The sequence below is a fragment of the Novipirellula aureliae genome (assembly GCF_007860185.1).
Taxonomy (GTDB): domain Bacteria; phylum Planctomycetota; class Planctomycetia; order Pirellulales; family Pirellulaceae; genus Novipirellula_A; species Novipirellula_A aureliae.
This window is the reverse complement of sequence record NZ_SJPY01000006.1, coordinates 600,424-617,463: the sequence shown is the minus strand read 5'-3', so window position 1 is coordinate 617,463 and position 17,040 is coordinate 600,424. Positions and strand designations below refer to the sequence as shown.

Below are 17,040 nucleotides of genomic sequence, written 5' to 3'. Positions count from 1 at the left end.
GGACCTGCCGACGCTGTTTCCTGATGGGAAATGACCAAGTGTCCGGCAAAAACTTCGACCACCGGAAAATCTGGATCGAAAAGTATCTGCAACAGCTTGCGGAATTTTTTTCTTTAGATTTGCTAGCTTTTTCAATACTAGACAACCACCTCCACTTGATCCTAAGATCGCGGCCCGATCTGGTGGCGACCTGGAGCGATAGGGAGGTGGCTCGGCGCTGGTTGATGCTCTGTCCACACCGCCGCAAATCCGACGGGTCGCCTTTGCCGCCAAGCGAGCCAGAACTCAAATCGATCGCTGGTTGTCCAATCAAATGCCAAGAAATCCGCGAGCGGCTGAGCAGTTTCAGTTGGTGGATGCGGCTGTTGTGCCAACGCGTTGCGATGCGAGCGAATCGCGAGGAACAGGAGTCGGGCCGGTTCTTCCAAGATCGCTACCGTGCAACTCGATTGACGGACGAAGCATCCCTGCTGGCCTGTGCCGCTTACGTGGATTTGAACCTGATTCGTGCCGCGATGGCGGAAACGCTGGAGCAGAGCGATCATACGTCGGTGCAAAAACGAATCAAGGCCATGAAAAGCGAGTCACCAAGCGAAGACAAGCCGGATGCTTTCTTGGCACCTCTGTCGATCGATGAGCAGCTTGATCCCGTAGGTCCCTGTGCTAGCGATAGCGGCAAGCGATGTAGTGATAAAGGCTTCTTACCAATTTCACTCGTGGATTACTTGAAGCTACTCGATTGGACGGCTCGGCAAGTGGCGCCGGGCAAACGCGGAGTGACGCCTTCGGCTGCACCACCGATTTTGGTTCGGTTGGGACTCGAGCAAGCGACTTGGTGCGAACTGGTGAAGGACTTTGGGAAATTGTTCTGCAGCATTGCTGGACGCCCCGAGAGTGTCGATTCGATGCGTTGTCACCGCACGCACCGCCGCTACCATCTCCGCCGCCGCGCCCGCGAGCTATTGACGCTCCCGGACTGAGCGTCCCTTCTTCGATTTTCCTTCTTTTCGTGACGCTCTTTGAGCTGCCCCAGGATGAAGGTACGCACCCAATACGGCCATTCCGAGGGAAAAAGCCTATCTCCCTGGTTCCCATGCATGATTCTTGACGATCAGGTGCAATAGGCAGAGCAAAAATCACGACGTAACCTGCTCGAGGTGTTACTGCCTCACCTAAAATGATGCTCTGTCCCTCTGCTCGAGAACGCACCTCTGCTCCCAGCCAGCGGGCAATCCGCGATGGAGCGACGGGCACCAAAGCGCACCAGTCTGACGCCGTTTCGGGTAATCCTGAGCAAGCATCGGCTGAGCGGGCGCAAGAAAAAACCGTTGAAACCATCGTAAATGACGGTTCCAGCGGTGTTGTGCGTGTTCCTGACAATGAGGAACAATGGGCGATACAGAATTCGAATCTGTGACCTCCGCGGTGTGAACGAGTTTTTCAGCCAACTAGTTTTCAGCATTTTACCCCGTGTTTTACGCATCATATCGCTACCCCTAACACTTCGCAAGGCTTTTTACGGTTTATCGTGATTTGATAGCGTTTTGCGGTATTATTGCAAAACGCGATTGTCGCAAAACGGTAATTACCGTCTTTCCAAAATGCCTCCAGTGCTTTCGGTTGTTCGGCAATCCCTGTTGACTCCGCTAACGAAAAAACCGCACCCAGTTACCCAAGGTAGGTTCTTAACATTGCTCATCGAGCGAATGTAGAAACCGCATCATCACCGCCCGTTTGATTCGCCTTCGCTTGCTGCCTGGCATCGGAACGGATCGCAGCACACCAATCTTGACCCACTTTCCGATTGTCGTTTTGCTGACGCCTGCGATTCGCCCAGCGTCCGAATACGTCAATAGCTGGTGGCTGTCGTCGGTATCATCACGATGCGGTTTCGTCATTTCTTGTTCGATGATTAAAGTTCGTCCAACAAAATCCACGGCTTTCGATTTCTTGAAATCCACAACGCTCCATTCTTGGCGAGCCACTTTTCCCAAGTTGTATCCGCGTAGCCAAACAACTCTTGAACCAAATAGCCTGGAGCTTGCTTCGTCATTTTGATGTAGGGATGGTCCCAGCCGATTCTCTCGTCCGCTGTTGGCTTCCAAACTCGTGATTTCGTAGCCATTTCAAAAACAGTGCCTCAGCAGGCTTGGAAATCCTTTTGAAACCAGCTTTCCTGCTTCGTCAAAGAAATCTAGTTCAATCGCGACGACACCAGCAAGCATTGATGCGTAAACGGACCTTGTTAAATCGTCCTCGGGCGCAATCGGACCGTCGGGCCATACCGGAATGATCGAAGTTTCGTCGTGGATCTTTCGAACGAATGACGCCAATGGTTGTTCGCTCAATGAACTGGCCCGCGTTGTTCCATGAACGATACGGTTTCTTATCGTCCGAACGTGCTGCGCGAAACGATTGTATCCACGGTCAATCAATCCGCATTCCAAGGCAACCGATGATCGCCGATGGAATACCCCTGGCATTTTCCGGCCCTCTCGATAGGCAGAAAACAAATCAATCAATGCTGCGTCGATCCTTGCCGAGGCTAGGACGATCATAAATCGAGGATCGCCGCTTTCGATTTCTGCGAGCATCTCTACCGCACTTTGGATCCGTTCTTGATTTTCCGTTAAGCAACCTTGCTCCTTGTCTGTCCAATCGTAAAGTGATAATGGTTCTGTCATCGTCATCACCTCGGCTTTCGTGATTGCAAGAACTCTCGGAAATCATCGACAAGCGAATCGTCTTTTCCAGACTCGATCGTTGTCTCACCGATACCCGGCACGATGTCGGCTGGGTGAGTTTCTTTGATGACACGGGGGTCTAAATAGGCCAAAGTCGTTCGACGATGCGAATGATCAAGAAGCGCCGTTGCATTGCCGCCAGCAGCTTCAAAATTACTGGCGGTCGTTCTCCTTATCTTATGGAACTTATTGCGTCTGTTATTTGGCAGTCCAGCCGTTTCGAGAATCTTCCCGAATCTGGTGAAAATGTAATCGTAGTTGTATGGCCAAAAGAAAACATTTTTTTGACCGAACACCTTAATCGAATCGATGCGTTCCAACGTTATTGGTCGAAGTCGAAAACGTTTGTCACGAGTCTTCCCTTTTCGATGTTCGCCGCGAATTGTGACCCACCCATCCGCTTCGAGGTATTGTCGCTCCAAGGCTAACGTTGCAGAGATGCGTTCCCCAGTGTCGTAAATAAAGCTCACGAGCGCAGGCCAGTATTTGTTTGCATCAACTTTCCCGATCCGTCCCGGTGCCGATTCACAGGCTTCCATCAATTGAACCATTTCATCGTCTGACCATGCGTCTGGTACTCGCTTGGGACACGGTATCGCATTGATCTCGGGGAACTCCTTCAACCAGCCTCGCTTCGCCGCAAATGTCCACAACACGCAAAGCTGTGAACGGTCCTTTTCCACCGTCGCTGCCGCTAGTTCTGTGTTTTCCAGCGACCAATACAAGAAGTCTGACACCGTTTTATTGTTCAAATCACCCAAGACGGCTGCCCGCCCAAGCCATCGAGAAAAGGCGTTGATCGAATGCCGGTATAGTCGCACTGTGTTTATTGACTTTCCCACTAATCGAGTTGGTCGATAGTGTTCATTCAGGAAATCGAGCAGCGGCATCGTCGTTTTCGATTTTGTTCGACTGCCTTTTAATGGTTTGGGAACCGGAACAGCCTGCCTACTTGCTTGCCAAGCCTCGGAACGACCAATGTTTATTCCAGAGAAGTCTTGGCTTTTAGACCAGCCGAGTGCAACTGCTGTAGCATTTCGGTCGCGGAACCATTCGTGCCGCCGATGCAACATGTCTAGTGACATTCCTTCACGCTTCCAACGGTTCACAAGCATCATCGCCACGTCTGGGTTAATGTCCTCTAATTGCATCGGTCGTAAGAAAACCGACTCAAATGCGGCTTCAATCGATCGTATCGTTTTTCTTAATCCCGAGACACCAAGCTTTTTACGCCTGGCCAACTGATTTTTTGTCCCAATCGTGAATAGATGCAGATTATCCAAGGTAGGCTCTAACCCATCGTACAGTCCACCGGTTTGTTCATTGCTGTTCATAATTGTCCCCCCCCTTCGCCGGCCACAATTTTAGATAGACGGTAAAAACGATTTGCAATCTTGCGAAGTTCTCTTGCGAGACGCTCCGCGACTGCTCCATCGTTGCCGTCAATGTAAATGATGAACTGTTCCTCATCGCCATCGAGCTGGGCTGAGTAGAAACGAAGATCATCGCCGTCGTCGATTTCGTGGGCGTACCTAACTCGTAGCCGGCCGCCTGTGGCGTGTTCGATGGAACGGGCTAGCGAATGGTTGGCAACATCAGCCAACGCATCACGGTTTACCCGTGACGCTGCAATGCGAGTGGGAAACGACATAGGGGAGGTGCTCCGATAGTAAATAACAAAGCCCACCAACCCGGTTAGTAAACACGGCACTAACACCGTGTCGAACGTCTCGTTGCTCCCCGCCTGGGCGGCTCGATGCTTCGATGGTTCCCGAATTGATGGGCTTGGTCATTCTCAGATAATCGTGAAGGTTAGTGGTGGCGCTGTCACCGGAGGTCAGAGAAGACACCCACGGTCAAGTCGATTGGGTTACTACGCCCAATCGACAACCAACGATTTGTGTAGTTTGCCGCGATGCGGGACTGGAGTCAAGTGCATTCTTTTTGTTCCCTGGCAATCGTGCTCAGGAGGTTGTGAAGATTGCAAAGTTCATGGTCTTGGGGTCAGGACTAAGTAACGTGGGCAACTTCCGATTCCTCGGGAGTTTCATTGTCTGGTGGCATTAGAACGAAATACCAGAAGTTCAAAGTTTTAATCTCTGACATTCGAAGGATAAGTGCGTCACCCCGAACAGGATAGTACGTTCCATCCGTTTCCAGTTGTTCTGCTGCTGTCATTCCGTCGCTCGCTGGTTCCGTTTCTCCGCCTATTTCTGTCGCTTCAATAACGCGACGTTGCGGAAATAACATCGTTAAACGCTCGAGCTCGCCATCAGGACCAAAGTAAGCCTTGTCCAAGATTCCCTTAAATAAAAACGGTGTTCCACCCATTTCAATAACGGCGGCGACAATCAACATCACTGCGTGATTACCAAGAACATCCGTTTCAGATTCAGGCAATTCACACGACCGTAACCACTGGCCGTAACGCCGACCGGCTGGATCATCTGAATGGTCATCACGTTCGTCAATTGAATCGGAAAGATGAAGGACGCTTCTTTTTGTGTGGCCTTCATGTGGCACACAAACGCCCGGGAGCCATTCGTGGAACTTTATAAAAAAACTCGCCTTTGCTTTTCGCCAAGGACCGGCGGTATAGCGGCAAACAAATGCAGAGGCATACGCAAAGCAAAGCAACGATCCAAAGTAACTTGCAACAGCGACAGGGTGGTCAGAAATTGCGTGGACTGCCTCCGTAAAGCTTTCGTCTGTTGTTCCAAATCGTCCAGAGAGAAGAACGATTGCTGATTTCAAATCAACGTGAAGATGTGTTAGCGGGGACAGTAGGTTACAAACGAAAAACCAAAGCGTTTGAAAGCAAACAGCCGTGAAAATGCTCAGTCCGATTTCGTCGGTTACCGTGACTCGTTCGCGATAAATAGTTCTCCGAAAACGATGCTGCCGGTAAACCACGCCCGGCATTACAAGTAGGATCAGCAAAAAAGCCGGAAACGCGATGTTCATTCAAAAAAATCTCAGTCGGACTCACGGCTAACACGAAGCTTATCACCCTGCTTTACAAGTCTTGCAGCGCGAAGTTTCCGTGTGCGACCATTTGCCGTTTGAATCTCTACGACCTGAATCCCCTGAGAAATCTTAGTCAGTTTAGATAGCAATTGCTTTGCAACAGCAGGGCTTTTGATTAGTTCTCTGAGAGCTTCGTTCGTCACAAATCACCTCATTGTTGTATGTGCCGCAAAACCAGTCACGATGTCAACTTTTCTATCGTGGCCGGTAATCTATTTTATATGAATAGAATCATCCAGGGTCCTATATCGACTGTTTTGGGAATGAATTGTTCACAATTCTCCAATTAAAAAAAACAGTATTCCGTACGTCATTTGCTCTAAGCCAAAATTCAGCAAGAACTTAGGCGGTCCTGTTGCCTCCTGCTAAAAGCTGCCGAAATCAAGTCACAGCGATGGCAGCGAGCTTCCGCCATCGCGGTATCTCCGACACGATAGCAAAAGCAAACACCAAAACGAAAAACACAAAAAAAAAGAATCATTGTCGATTATGCATTGCCATAATCTTATGCCCATGCATAATCTTAGATGTCTTCATAACTCCCCGTAAGCTGAGCGAAAATGTGGTAGGCAAACATTCCGATAAGAATCCTTTCACTCCTGGTGCAGGACACCCCCCTCCATTCTTAGCAGGACGGGACTCAGAGATCGCAGAATTCTCCAAGTTCCTAGATCAAGAAACGGTGATGAGAAACGTGATTCTCACCGGGCTACGCGGTACAGGGAAAACCGTACTGATGGACGGAAAGTACAAACCTGCCGCCCAGGACAAAGGCTGGGTATGGGTAGGTTCCGACTTTTCGGAATCGTCTTTTCTGAGCGAAGCAAAGTTTTGCCAAAGACTGCTTACGGATCTCTCGGTTTTCACTTCAACCGCTGCCCTCGCTGCTGAATCGGGCAGCTTGGGGTTCACAAGTCAACCGAACACACAGCGGATGGATTACAATTTTCTTTGGCAGTTTTTTGAACTCCAACCGGGCCTCACGGCTGACAAACTCAAAGCCACTTTGGAATTTGTGTGGAAAACGGTCGTGGTGAATTCAAAGACGACCGAAGGAATTGTGTTTGCTTACGATGAAGCCCAGGTAGTGCAAGATCGAGACTCAAAGGAAGAGTATCCACTGGCGGTGATGCTGGAAACTTTCCAATCACTTCAACGCAAAGGTTGTAGATTCCTGCTCCTGTTAACGGGCTTGCCAACACTGTTTCCAAGACTAGTCGAGTCTCGCACGTACGCCGAGAGAATGTTCACAATTCAGGAACTTGGGCGTTTGACGCCGGAGGATTCGAGAGACGCGATTTCCGTTCCAACGAAAGGAAATGCGTATTCTTTCACTGAGGCCGGCGTGGAACAGATCATAAAGACGTCCGATGGATACCCATACTTCATTCAATTCATTTGTCGCGAAACATTCGACCATTTAAAGGCAAATCCAGACGACCTTACTATTCCGCTTGATTCAATTGTTCGAAAGCTGGATACCGATTTTTTTGCAGGCCGCTGGGAAACGCTGACGGATCGCCAGAGAGACTTGCTGTACTGCGTTTCAAGCCTTCCTGAGTCAGAAGAAGAGTTCTCAATTATTGACATTGTTGAGGGATCCAAGGCAACAGATAGGATAAAAAGTTTTACTCCTGGCGACGTCAGTCAGATGCTTCCTCGCCTGATTGAAAAAGGATTGATCTACAAGAATAGGCTCGGGAAGTACTGCTTTTCTGTTCCATTATTCAATCGATTCATTCGGCGGAAACTCGAGCAAAAGGAAACCCAGCCCAGGCTATTCCCAGATTAGGAATCCTCACAATCTTCAACCAAAATGAAGTCATTGTCTGTTCCCAAGCAAGTCCCATCCAAGCACAACCACGACGGCGACTGGCATACATCGTCCGGCAGTTTCCCGGCAGTTGCGAAGTTGTCTTCGTCGGTCAATCCGTTGTCGAGCGTCTCCCACGGCTTCTGTGAATTTCTACCGCAATTGATCTCGCCCGCCTGCATCTGTAGAGTACTCCTCTCGATGTCCGTAGGCGTCGGTAACCACTGCAACGGAGTTTCACCCGCTGCATAGTGATGAGGATGCAATGCAACCAACTGGCAAGCATCGTCAAACGACCAACCGTGTAAACGCATCAAGGCGTCTACTTCGGCCGACTTCATACGCGTCGTCTCGCCTGGGTAACGATGCATTTACTCTCCTGTTGCTGACTCTTGAGCCAATGCGGAAACCGTTCGCATTTGATGCATTGCGACAACCAACGCTTTGCCCAGGCGATCCATGCCGGAAACAAGCTGCACGATCTCGGGTGATTGCTCGGGAAACTGACAATTTAGGAACTCCCGTATTTCAACTCCTCTTGCGCCGATTGTTTCAATCTGGTCTGCTGTTTCTTGCATTCCATTTGCGAGAGTTTGCAAGACACTTTTTTGAGCCTGTTTCATTACGATGCTCCTGGTGATCGGGTTGCCAAGGTTTGCTGAGCACCGGCTGCAGTCGGCTTGTTCAACCGAGTGTTCTTTTCGGTCTTCTTGTTCGCTTCGGTCGACTGCTCGTTTGTCTCTCTCAACAGCTTCATCTCATCAAGTGTTTCTCTTTGCATGCGAAGTTGATCCGCTAGCAATTTTTCCATACGCAAATACAGTTCCGAGTTCTCACGGACCGCTGGTAGGTTTGTAGTGCCGTTGTTGCGAATCAAACCGGCTAAACGGTGCGCTCGCTGATAGGTATTCTCCAACTCTTCCGGATTCGCATCTCGCACCGCCCGTGATTGCATCCTGCGAAACAGATTCTCGATGTCCATTTCAACGCGGTCTACCATGGGGGCTTCATCGTTGGTCACACCGTCACGCCGCAAGTCTTTCAGTCGATCAGTGAGTTTTTCGAATAGAGAGAACCCTTCCTCCAACCCTGCCGATCCTTTCAAGGTCCCACCAATCAAGCCCATCATTGCCGGTTCGTCGATGCCGATTTCACTGAGAGACTGCCCGAACCCCTGCAGTCCTGGTGAACGTGTTTCCCGAAGAGTCTTCGCTCCGGATTTTCGAATAGAACCTTGCAATGCGGCTCCAGCCGAAAAGGTGTTCTGGATGGCCGCAGCGGCTTCCGAGTAACGTTGAAACGTTGCCTCTTCAACGTGTGATGTTCCGTGTCGACTATTGTAAAGCTGCTGTTGAAATAGTCTGTCGCTTCCGCGGTTCTCACTCGCGGTTTGCCGAGCTTGCTCAAAATCAGCAAGCGTCTGTCCGCCACGGATAAGTTTGTCAATTCCTGGGCGGAACCGCTCTTCGCCGAATCGCTCTTGCAAAAATTCTGCTTGAAGCTCTGGGCGGCCTCGAAATGCTAGAACCTGCTCGCCGGGGGTCCCCAGTGGGACCGATTTCAACGCTTCATTTTTGGCAACTTTGCTTTTTAGTTTTGAAACTTCAGTGCGAAACTTTTGCTCAGAGGCTTCTAGCCTTGCTTCGAAGTCGGCAAGCTTTGCTGCATCTTCGTCCGTAAACCTATTCGCGTAGGCGGTCGAAAGTTCCTCTTTCAGCTCCCGTTTTCGTTGGCCCGTTTTTGTTCGTTCGAAGTCTGATCCGCCACCATAGAGCGATTGCTGATCCTGAGTCGCTTGGATCTCGGAAAGCTTGGATTCAAGGGTCGTAATTGTGGAATCGGTTAGGTCCTTGCTCGCACTCTTTGTCCGCAACTGTTCAAGCTGTAGTTGTTGTGCCTCCGAGAGTGGATTCTCTTGCCTCAGACTCGCAAGTGCCTTGTTTGCGTCCTGTGACTCAGACTTAATTCTGTCGAAAAACGCGTCCACGCGTCCGACCAATGCCATCGTGGCGGTTCGAGTCGATTCTCCTTTGTCGTCTCCTCCTGCTTTCGACAGTGCCGCTCCCAAGGCCATTGCGTCGGTTGCGGCTTCGGACCGCCGTAGTGGATCTGCCGCGTTGGCTCCCGCATTAGCGATCGGAGCCATCGTTTCGACAAGCTTACCTGGGTCCTTGATCTTCGCCTCGCTACCGATCGCAAGCACTAGGTTGGCCGACTGTTTGGCGTTGTTGATTCCCGTTGCCTTCATAACGTCAAAAAGCCCAACAGCGACTTCATCAATTAGATCTTGAGTCAGTCCATTGATCTTCGCGCTTGTTCCGACTGCATCATACATCTGCGGAACGTTTGCCCCTGCCGATCGCACATCACCGAATCCTTTTGCGATTGAAGCCAAATCCGCGATGCCTTCATCCATCGCGATTTGTTTGACCCCAGTTGTTAGGATTTCCACTTGTTGTTGCGATGGGAGTGTCGACAGGTTCTTAAACGCTTCCTGTTGGGCCGTCGCGAAGGATCGGTGACCCTCCGATGCGTCAACCAACCTTTGTCTTTGGTCCTCCATTGCCTTGCTGACAAGTCCAACAAGCTCCTGTAAACCGAGATACGCGGTTCCGATAGCCGCAATCTCTTCTAATGCAAATGCCCCTGCGGACTTGAATGTGTTGTTCGACTTGTCTTTGATACCGTCAAAGTGTGCGTGCATCCGCCTGGCCTCTGCGGCCATTTTAGGATCAAGCTTTTCGAGTGGCCGAATCATGTCCTCAAACGATGGCTCAACCACTTTTCCAACATCAAGCAAATGCTGCTTCATTTTTTCGGCAACTTGTTTGCTGACCGAATCGCCACGCCGCAACGAGTTCAACACTTTTTCATATTGCCCCTCACCAAACTTGGAGGCTTCCGCCATCTCCTTTCGCCACGTATCGACTGTCGATTTCATCTCGGGACGTAGGGCAATGATCTTTTGCGCGATCCCGTCTACGCCGCCCTCTGCATCCAACGAGGCAGAACGAAGCTTGTCGCCCAGTAGGGATGCCAACTGCTGGGCTTCCTTTGACCCTTTTGCGAGCTGTCCAACGAACGATTCAAGCCGGGAGTCGCTGATTGACTTGTCGGCCCTTTCCATCGCGGTTGCGATCGCTTCCGCCTTCGTTGGGTCAATCGCCCGAAGTTTATCAACAATCTCACTTGCACGTTTTCTCGCGTTCACTAACGGCTCATCAGTGGCTTTGCGAATTTCAACGCCAATCAAACGGAAGTCGCCACCCAGGCCTTCAAGTTCCTTTCGAGTCGCCTCGAACTTCGATGCCTGGTCCGCTTTGCGAAACTCCGTCAACATCTGCTTGGCTCGCTCGGCCACTTCGGGTTGCAATCGCTCGATCGAAGCAATGATTTGCTCGATCGACCGCTTGCCCCCGACCCCAATGTCCGAAAGATGTTTGTCGAGTTGCCCGCCGACACTTTTTCCCACATCACCGGACCGCTTTAGTTCGGCGATTAGCCTCGATACCGATTTGGTGCCATCGATTCCACCTTTGATGAAAGAATCCCCCAATGTCTTCCCAGCCTGAGCCCCCACATCGCCCGTTTGTTTCAGTCCGGAACGGGTCTTTTCATCGGCGGCCTGAACGCGCCGGAACGCATTGAGCACTTTTTCTTCGTCGGGGGTAAGTTCAACAATAACTTTCGTTGACATGGTTCAATTCTTTCAAAAAAAGGAGTTGGCTAAGCTAGCCGTGGCAAAATGTCGCACCTTGCACGCTAAGGATGCGTTTTTATCGTGTTTTCTGGGGTTAGGTGGAAACAATGTGACGTTGTGGTGGTGGTCTTTTTTTTCGTTTGTGCCAGCGAGAGGCCTTCGGAAGGCTACCCGCAATCGGCACCCCCCACCCCCCAGGAGGACCCGCTTTGTTTGCCGGGGTATGAGTGGTTTGGTCCGTTTTGCATCGTGTTTTGCCGTGTCGTTTTGGGGGGGCTGTGGAAGTGGTCGTGGGATCGTTTGGGCGGTGTGACTGTAAACCCGACAACCTGGTTGTCGGGTTTCTTTCCACGTGGAAGTGGTCGTGGGATCGTTTGGGCGGTGTGACCTTCTGAAACTCCAAACCCTGGGTCTGGAGTTTTCTTGTTGAAATGAGCGTTTGATCGTTTGGTCGGTGTCATACGTCAAGTGACCTCAATCGTCCTGTGATCGGCGTAGGAACGCATCGCCGGTAGGGTAGACGACGCGAATGATTGAACCCGAACCATCGACCACGAAAACGTAGTCGGCGGACTGGTCGCGGAATGTGGGGGTGATGGTGTTGGTGATGGTGGTCATTGTGCAAATTCCGCGAAGTCGTCTTGATAGTTGGGGTGATCTTGTATTGGTGAATCCGCATCGACGAACCAAGTAGAAGGCAAGTCCATTTTCATCATGCGGATTCCCTTTCGACCGTTCCGAACCTTTTCGAATGCGAACGTCGTGATCGGATCGGCGGGCCGGGACCGATGCAGAATGATGACGTTATCACTGTCGGCTTCGATCGAAGTCGAGTCTGCTAAGTGACTGAGGCGGGGTCGCTCATCTTTCTTGATGTCGTCGCCTTTGCGGTTGATCTGGCAAGCCATGAAAACCGGGATGTTCAATTCCTTCGACAATCGTTTCATCGACCGCGACGCGTCGGCGATCGCCTCGTTTCGCTTTTGGCCCGGCGGATAACCGATCAGGCCGATATGATCGACGAACAAAGCGTTCAACCCTGTCGACGCGGCTCGGCTGCGGGCGGCCGATGCGATGCCAGCGGCGGTTTGATTGGGGTTGTCATCGATGAACAGACCGGCGTCGCGGTATTTTTCCAACGCATCGATCAGGTGGACGCGGTCGTCCTCGGTGATGTCGCGGTTCGCTATCCGCTGGCTATCGACCTTCGCGGTATTCCCAAGGCATCGAAACGCCAGTTCGATCGCGGGCATTTCGAGGGAAAGGTAAAGAACACGGCCACCGGCTAGCGCGATGTTGTTCGCGGCTTGAAGGCACAACCCGCTTTTGCCGATCGATGTTCGCGCGGCAATTGTCGTCAAGGTTCCGGGGGCGAACGCACCGAAACAGCCATCGATAGCCGTAATCCCTGAAAGTACTTCGCCGGAAGAGTCGGCATTGACGTGCGAAAGCACCTGTAAACCTGCCTCGTAAATCGAGACCGTCGACGCGGTGCTCGATGTTGCTCGGATCGCCGACGCGTCACACATCAGGCTGTCTATGATCTCATCGAATGAATCCGTTGGGTCGGCGATCCGATCCGACGCGACTGTAAGCATCGCCGCAACGCGTCGGCGGTTTGCGGCAGCTTTGATTTTGCGGGCGTAGGTGGACGCGTTCACGGGGATCGCGGAACTTTGTAAAATCTCCGCAACGGCTCCCGCGCCTCCGATCTTCGACACGACGTTCTTCGACCGAAAGTGAGCCATTAGCTGGGTGATGTCCCCGTGATCGCCTCCTGCGTCAACCAAGTCCGAAATTCCGGCGAACAATAGCCGACGCGTCCCGGTGAAGTCGTCGCTGCTGACGATCGACCGGGCAACATGAATCTGCTGCCGGTCAATCAGAACCGAATACAACAAGGCGGTTTCGATGTCTACGGTTCCGATGTCTACGGTTCCGATGTCTACGGTTCCGGTGTCTTTCGTTTGTTCTGGGTGCGGTTCGGTCATCGTGATACCCCCGATCGCTTGGACGACGCGAAACGCATCTCCATTTCCGGCAAATCATCGTCGGATGATGCCCCGGGCGTCCGTGGTCGCGCCGTGTCGTTTGCTTTTGCGAGCCACCGGCCAATGAAGCCGAGCATCCCGCCGGGCGTTTTTCGTTTCGCGCGGTTGTCGCTGCACCATTGCCGAGCCTTTCGCAATTCCGCATCAACCCATTTCCGATCCCCGTAGGTGTCGATGTATTCATCGAGCTTAGCCATCGGCAACGTCCACGTTCCGCCACCCTTGGCTTTTACCGGAAATTGAAATTGGGACAAGGCCGGCTCGGAGCTTGAAACGCTCGGAGCTTTATTTCTTGAATCGACTTGGCTTGGCTGGACTGGAATAGACTGGAATAGGGGCGATTCCGTCCGATTGTCTTGGGATGTCCTGGGACAGTCCCGGGACACTCTTGAGGCGTCGGCTTTTTCGGCCTCTTTTTTGGCTTTCGCGGCAGCTCGTTGTTCGCGTTTTTTGATTCTGTCGTTGATGAAATTCGGCTTGTGATCATCGAAATCGTGAACGATCAGATTGCCTCCGTCGCGATCGAGCCAACCGCAATCGACCAACGCGTCGACCAATTGTTCCGCATCGCCGGGCCAGTCGATGTAAGCGGAGATGTCATCGGCGCAGAACCGTGACAAGTCACCGTCGTCGGTGAATTGCGATGCCATCATCCATAGCGACTCTAGGACGCCAACGGTACAATACCGCGATAGCGATAGGTGCCGCATTAGCCGGCAGAATTTTGGGTGGGTGGTGGTTCCGAGTTTCATTTGTTCCGCCTCCATCGTCGCGCCGCTTCATCCCTCGCAGCATCCCATTGATAGGCTGCACTGGTGCCGTTCTGCTCGGCATACATAAGAGAGAGCAGAACGGCCGTTAGCATTTCGCCCAACGTTCCTGGCTGCCTGGGCGGCTTAGATGCAATCCGATTTTGCGTTGACTTATTGTTTCGATCCGTCATACTTCACTTAGTTTCCTTGAACAGGGGAGACGATCACGAGACGTCTTGCTGACAACAGCAAGGCGTTTTTTTGTTGGATGCTTCGGCAACGACAATAGAAGTGCCGCAATTGACCGAGCTTGTGCTTCGGTCAACATCGCCTTTTCGCCCTGGCCTTTTCCCTTGCTATTTGCGACGACACTTAGCGGTGATCCATCGCATTGGATTTGTGTCATCGTTGCCACCTCGACCGTTGCGCCGCTTCGATCCTGTTTTGCGGATGTCGTTGGGCAGAACTATTCAACAGGCATAAGAGAAGCTCAATTGCCGAAAGCACTTCGGAAAGAGCACCTGGTGGCTTGGTTGCAAACCTATTTCGGTTTGACTTTTGTATTCGATCCGTCATAATACTGTTTCCTTGAAGAAGACGGCCTGTTCGCCGCTAAACAGAAGAAACGCAACCCTCGGTCCCCAATAGACCGAGGGTTCTGCGTTTTACGGTTGTTTCTAGCGGACAGCCGGCAAGGCAAAGTCTTGTGGCGATTCAAGACCGCTGCCGGGATCGCTGCCGGGATCAATCGCCGACGCTTTGGATCTCAGCTTCTCGACAACAGACTCCAGCCGCTTGGTTTCGGCGGATCGCAATCGGATGATGTCGTTAAGCGAATAGCATTCACCTCGCATCATCCTGGCCTTGCTGTGAAACGCTATCTTGTCTTCAAGCGACATTCCGACAAAATCACTGGTTTCAATTCGATGCGCTAAGGCCGAATGCTCTTTTTCCAAAGTGTCGACTTGAGTTCTCGCTTCACGTCGTCGCATGTTATTATCGAGGATCTCATCGCTGACCGTCTGAATTTCGGCCTGGAGTTCGTGCCACTGCTGGCGACGTTCGTAGGCGTTGACACATTCGTCCATCCAGTCAACAGATACGCCAAGGTCATCACATGCCGCGACAATTTCATTTGGCGAAGGCGGTCGCTTTTCATCGACGATCGCTATTGCGATCTTGCGAGCAAGTTCCAACTGCTTAGCTTTTTCGTTCAAAGCTTTTGACTCTCTCTCCGCTGCGATTGTTCTTGCCGCATCGAGCTGTGGGCTAACTGTGGTACTCATGTTTCTTTCTTTTTTGATGTAAGTTGTAAGTTGTTTATTTGGATGTCAGTGATTGCCTGGGATCCGCCTAGTTCTTGATTGCTTTTGCAGTGCTTTCTAGGATTTTGTTGGTAACGTCCGCACCACTAAATCCCATTACTGCCGCAGCAAATTTGTCGAACGATGATTGAATAAGTAACGCCTCTGGCGAAGTGTTTTCCGCGTCGGATGTGCCAACAACGCCAGTACGAAAAGTGATTTCAACACTCTGACGCAGAGAGGTGTAACCTTTTTTCCTAACGGCTAGTGATAGCTGGCTGATGTCGCCGCGACTAACGTTTGCAAGTTCGCTTAACTTGCCAAGAAATGATTTGGCTGTCTCATTGTCGAGGTACTCAATGCCGGGAGTGGCGTAGACGCAGGCGGCTAACGCCACGGCGTCGGCGTTTGCTTTTGTGACGCTTGGCATAAAGTGTGAAAACTGGATCTTCATTCTTTTCTCATTTGTAATTGGTGATAGAAACTGTTTAAGAACACTCAAGAGTTGAGTGTTGCCGAGTGAGATTGCTCACTAGATGCCTGCGGCCTCGAGCTCTTTGCGAGCTTTCTCTTGCCGCGACTGCGAGCTGCTTTTTGTGTCAGCTCGCACTGGCTCACCCGTTTTCGCCGCGGTCACTTCGGCAAAGAATTGGCGAATCCACCGCATGGTCGTGCGTTTGTGTCCGCCGGCGTACTCAGTACGCAACTTGACGCCAGCGAGCCCTCGCGTCGCCCAACGATGAATGGCACTGACGTGGACCGACTCGCCAGTGATGTGGGGGATTTGTCTCGCCGCTGTGGAGAAACGAATTCGAAGATCGTCGGTTACTTGATTCTCTTTGCCCATGAAAAAACCTCGCGAACGTGGGGTGACGTTGCGAGGTTTGTTCAGTAAGCCAAGCAACGCCGTAAAAGGTGATGCTTGGTAGTATTCAAGGTGTGGTGGGGTCAAAACTGGGGTTGTTTCTGGGAATCCTCAGTTTTTATCCAAACTTTCTTTGACACGAGTTCTCTCCAACCGTTTTTTCTTGCACCGCCTTCGATAAGAGGGATAATTACGTCACCAAAAACCTTGTTTGTTTTATTGCTCGCGCTGCGGAACACGTCACGTAGCCTTCCTTCACGATTCGCGACCGCAACCAACGTAGTGTCTTGCACGGGCGCACGGGTAAGACACATATGCTCCAGAACTTTGGCTTCATGCTCCCTGAGTTGGTAGCTCTGGCCACGATACAATACCGAGCTGTAGTCGTATTCCAAAATGCAAATAGTATCGTCGTCCATTGGATGGTTTTCGGTCTCGTAATAGTTCGTTTCTCGTTGAACGAGGCAAGACAATTCTCGGTAGTTTCGATTCAACGGAACAACTTCCGGCAACAGAATGCGAGAACGATCGTCGACAAATGCTGCTTTTTTCGGATCCGATGTAATCAACTGGAGCAAAGCAACCCAGCGGCTGTCATCAAAAAATGAGTCAATGCAGGTGTCGGAATCCGGCCAAATCCCCATGACCGCTCGAACAGAAATTTCCAAACCAAGTTCCATTGCGTACGAGAACGCCGACGAACAGTGATCAGGCAAATCAGGATGCCGTTTTAATCTCGTCGCAGATCTGCCAATGTCCTGTTGGACCTCAAGCGTCACAAGTG

At 51.4% G+C, this 17,040-nt stretch carries 21 protein-coding genes; 3 read left to right on the top strand and 18 right to left on the bottom strand.

Annotation, left to right across the window (positions count from 1 at the left end):
- Positions 1-980: hypothetical protein (locus Q31b_RS20090; RefSeq protein WP_231617713.1), on the top strand; the 980-nt coding region annotated here is incomplete at its 5' end.
- A gap of 197 nt (positions 981-1,177) precedes the next feature.
- Complete coding sequence (locus Q31b_RS20085) at positions 1,178-1,417, top strand: hypothetical protein (protein WP_146601406.1); 240 nt, start codon at positions 1,178-1,180, stop codon at positions 1,415-1,417.
- Between the two features lie 268 nt (positions 1,418-1,685).
- On the opposite strand, the gene Q31b_RS20080 is transcribed toward Q31b_RS20085, so the two are convergent.
- The 6 genes from Q31b_RS20080 to Q31b_RS20055 form a co-directional block, all read right to left on the bottom strand.
- On the bottom strand, positions 1,686-1,898 hold the full coding sequence (locus Q31b_RS20080; protein ID WP_146601405.1) for an excisionase family DNA-binding protein: 213 nt from the start codon (positions 1,896-1,898) through the stop codon (positions 1,686-1,688).
- A 14-nt stretch (positions 1,899-1,912) separates the two neighbouring features.
- Positions 1,913-2,125, bottom strand: a complete 213-nt coding sequence (locus Q31b_RS20075; RefSeq protein ID WP_146601404.1) for a hypothetical protein — start codon at positions 2,123-2,125, stop codon at positions 1,913-1,915.
- Position 2,126: 1 nt separating this feature from the next.
- Positions 2,127-2,684, bottom strand: coding sequence for a hypothetical protein (locus tag Q31b_RS20070; RefSeq protein WP_146601403.1), 558 nt, complete (start codon positions 2,682-2,684; stop codon positions 2,127-2,129).
- Positions 2,685-2,689: 5 nt separating this feature from the next.
- Positions 2,690-4,078: a tyrosine-type recombinase/integrase gene (locus Q31b_RS20065; RefSeq protein WP_146601402.1), complete on the bottom strand. Its 1,389-nt coding sequence runs from the start codon at positions 4,076-4,078 to the stop codon at positions 2,690-2,692.
- Positions 4,075-4,395, bottom strand: coding sequence for a hypothetical protein (locus Q31b_RS20060; RefSeq protein ID WP_146601401.1), 321 nt, complete (start codon positions 4,393-4,395; stop codon positions 4,075-4,077). The genes Q31b_RS20065 and Q31b_RS20060 overlap by 4 nt, the downstream gene beginning before the upstream one ends.
- Before the next feature lie 359 nt (positions 4,396-4,754).
- Positions 4,755-5,498 (bottom strand): hypothetical protein, encoded by a 744-nt coding sequence (locus Q31b_RS20055; protein WP_146601400.1) that lies wholly within the window; start codon positions 5,496-5,498, stop codon positions 4,755-4,757.
- Positions 5,499-6,165: 667 nt separating this feature from the next.
- On the opposite strand from Q31b_RS20055, the gene Q31b_RS20050 reads away from it, so the two are divergent.
- Positions 6,166-7,563, top strand: coding sequence for an ATP-binding protein (locus tag Q31b_RS20050; protein ID WP_197171907.1), 1,398 nt, complete (start codon positions 6,166-6,168; stop codon positions 7,561-7,563).
- On the opposite strand, the gene Q31b_RS20045 is transcribed toward Q31b_RS20050, so the two are convergent.
- From Q31b_RS20045 to Q31b_RS19995, 12 genes are all read right to left on the bottom strand, one after another.
- On the bottom strand, positions 7,560-7,955 hold the full coding sequence (locus Q31b_RS20045) for a hypothetical protein (protein WP_146601399.1): 396 nt from the start codon (positions 7,953-7,955) through the stop codon (positions 7,560-7,562). The genes Q31b_RS20050 and Q31b_RS20045 overlap by 4 nt on opposite strands.
- Positions 7,956-8,207: a hypothetical protein gene (locus Q31b_RS20040; protein WP_146601398.1), complete on the bottom strand. Its 252-nt coding sequence runs from the start codon at positions 8,205-8,207 to the stop codon at positions 7,956-7,958. It lies immediately after the preceding gene.
- Positions 8,207-11,281 (bottom strand): hypothetical protein, encoded by a 3,075-nt coding sequence (locus tag Q31b_RS20035; RefSeq protein ID WP_146601397.1) that lies wholly within the window; start codon positions 11,279-11,281, stop codon positions 8,207-8,209. The genes Q31b_RS20040 and Q31b_RS20035 overlap by 1 nt, the downstream gene beginning before the upstream one ends.
- A gap of 477 nt (positions 11,282-11,758) precedes the next feature.
- Positions 11,759-11,902 carry a hypothetical protein gene (locus tag Q31b_RS28500; RefSeq protein WP_197171905.1) on the bottom strand — a complete coding sequence of 48 codons (144 nt, stop codon included), beginning with the start codon at positions 11,900-11,902 and terminating at the stop codon, positions 11,759-11,761.
- A complete protein-coding gene (locus Q31b_RS20030) occupies positions 11,899-13,275 on the bottom strand; it encodes a replicative DNA helicase (RefSeq protein WP_146601396.1) in 1,377 nt (458 codons plus the stop codon). The genes Q31b_RS28500 and Q31b_RS20030 overlap by 4 nt, the downstream gene beginning before the upstream one ends.
- The gene (locus tag Q31b_RS20025; protein ID WP_146601395.1) at positions 13,272-14,087 is read right to left on the bottom strand and encodes a hypothetical protein; all 816 of its coding nucleotides are present in this window, start codon (positions 14,085-14,087) and stop codon (positions 13,272-13,274) included. Before Q31b_RS20025 ends, Q31b_RS20030 begins: the two co-directional genes overlap by 4 nt.
- Positions 14,084-14,278, bottom strand: coding sequence for a hypothetical protein (locus Q31b_RS20020; protein WP_146601394.1), 195 nt, complete (start codon positions 14,276-14,278; stop codon positions 14,084-14,086). The genes Q31b_RS20025 and Q31b_RS20020 overlap by 4 nt, the downstream gene beginning before the upstream one ends.
- A complete protein-coding gene (locus tag Q31b_RS20015; RefSeq protein ID WP_146601393.1) occupies positions 14,275-14,493 on the bottom strand; it encodes a hypothetical protein in 219 nt (72 codons plus the stop codon). The genes Q31b_RS20020 and Q31b_RS20015 overlap by 4 nt, the downstream gene beginning before the upstream one ends.
- A gap of 271 nt (positions 14,494-14,764) precedes the next feature.
- The gene (locus Q31b_RS20010; protein ID WP_146601392.1) at positions 14,765-15,373 is read right to left on the bottom strand and encodes a hypothetical protein; all 609 of its coding nucleotides are present in this window, start codon (positions 15,371-15,373) and stop codon (positions 14,765-14,767) included.
- A gap of 67 nt (positions 15,374-15,440) precedes the next feature.
- Positions 15,441-15,893 carry a hypothetical protein gene (locus Q31b_RS20005; protein ID WP_146601391.1) on the bottom strand — a complete coding sequence of 151 codons (453 nt, stop codon included), beginning with the start codon at positions 15,891-15,893 and terminating at the stop codon, positions 15,441-15,443.
- Positions 15,894-15,923: 30 nt separating this feature from the next.
- Positions 15,924-16,343, bottom strand: a complete 420-nt coding sequence (locus Q31b_RS20000) for a DUF1580 domain-containing protein (RefSeq protein WP_146601390.1) — start codon at positions 16,341-16,343, stop codon at positions 15,924-15,926.
- Positions 16,340-16,936 carry a hypothetical protein gene (locus tag Q31b_RS19995; RefSeq protein ID WP_146601389.1) on the bottom strand — a complete coding sequence of 199 codons (597 nt, stop codon included), beginning with the start codon at positions 16,934-16,936 and terminating at the stop codon, positions 16,340-16,342. The genes Q31b_RS20000 and Q31b_RS19995 overlap by 4 nt, the downstream gene beginning before the upstream one ends.
- Positions 16,937-17,040: the final 104 nt, after the last annotated feature.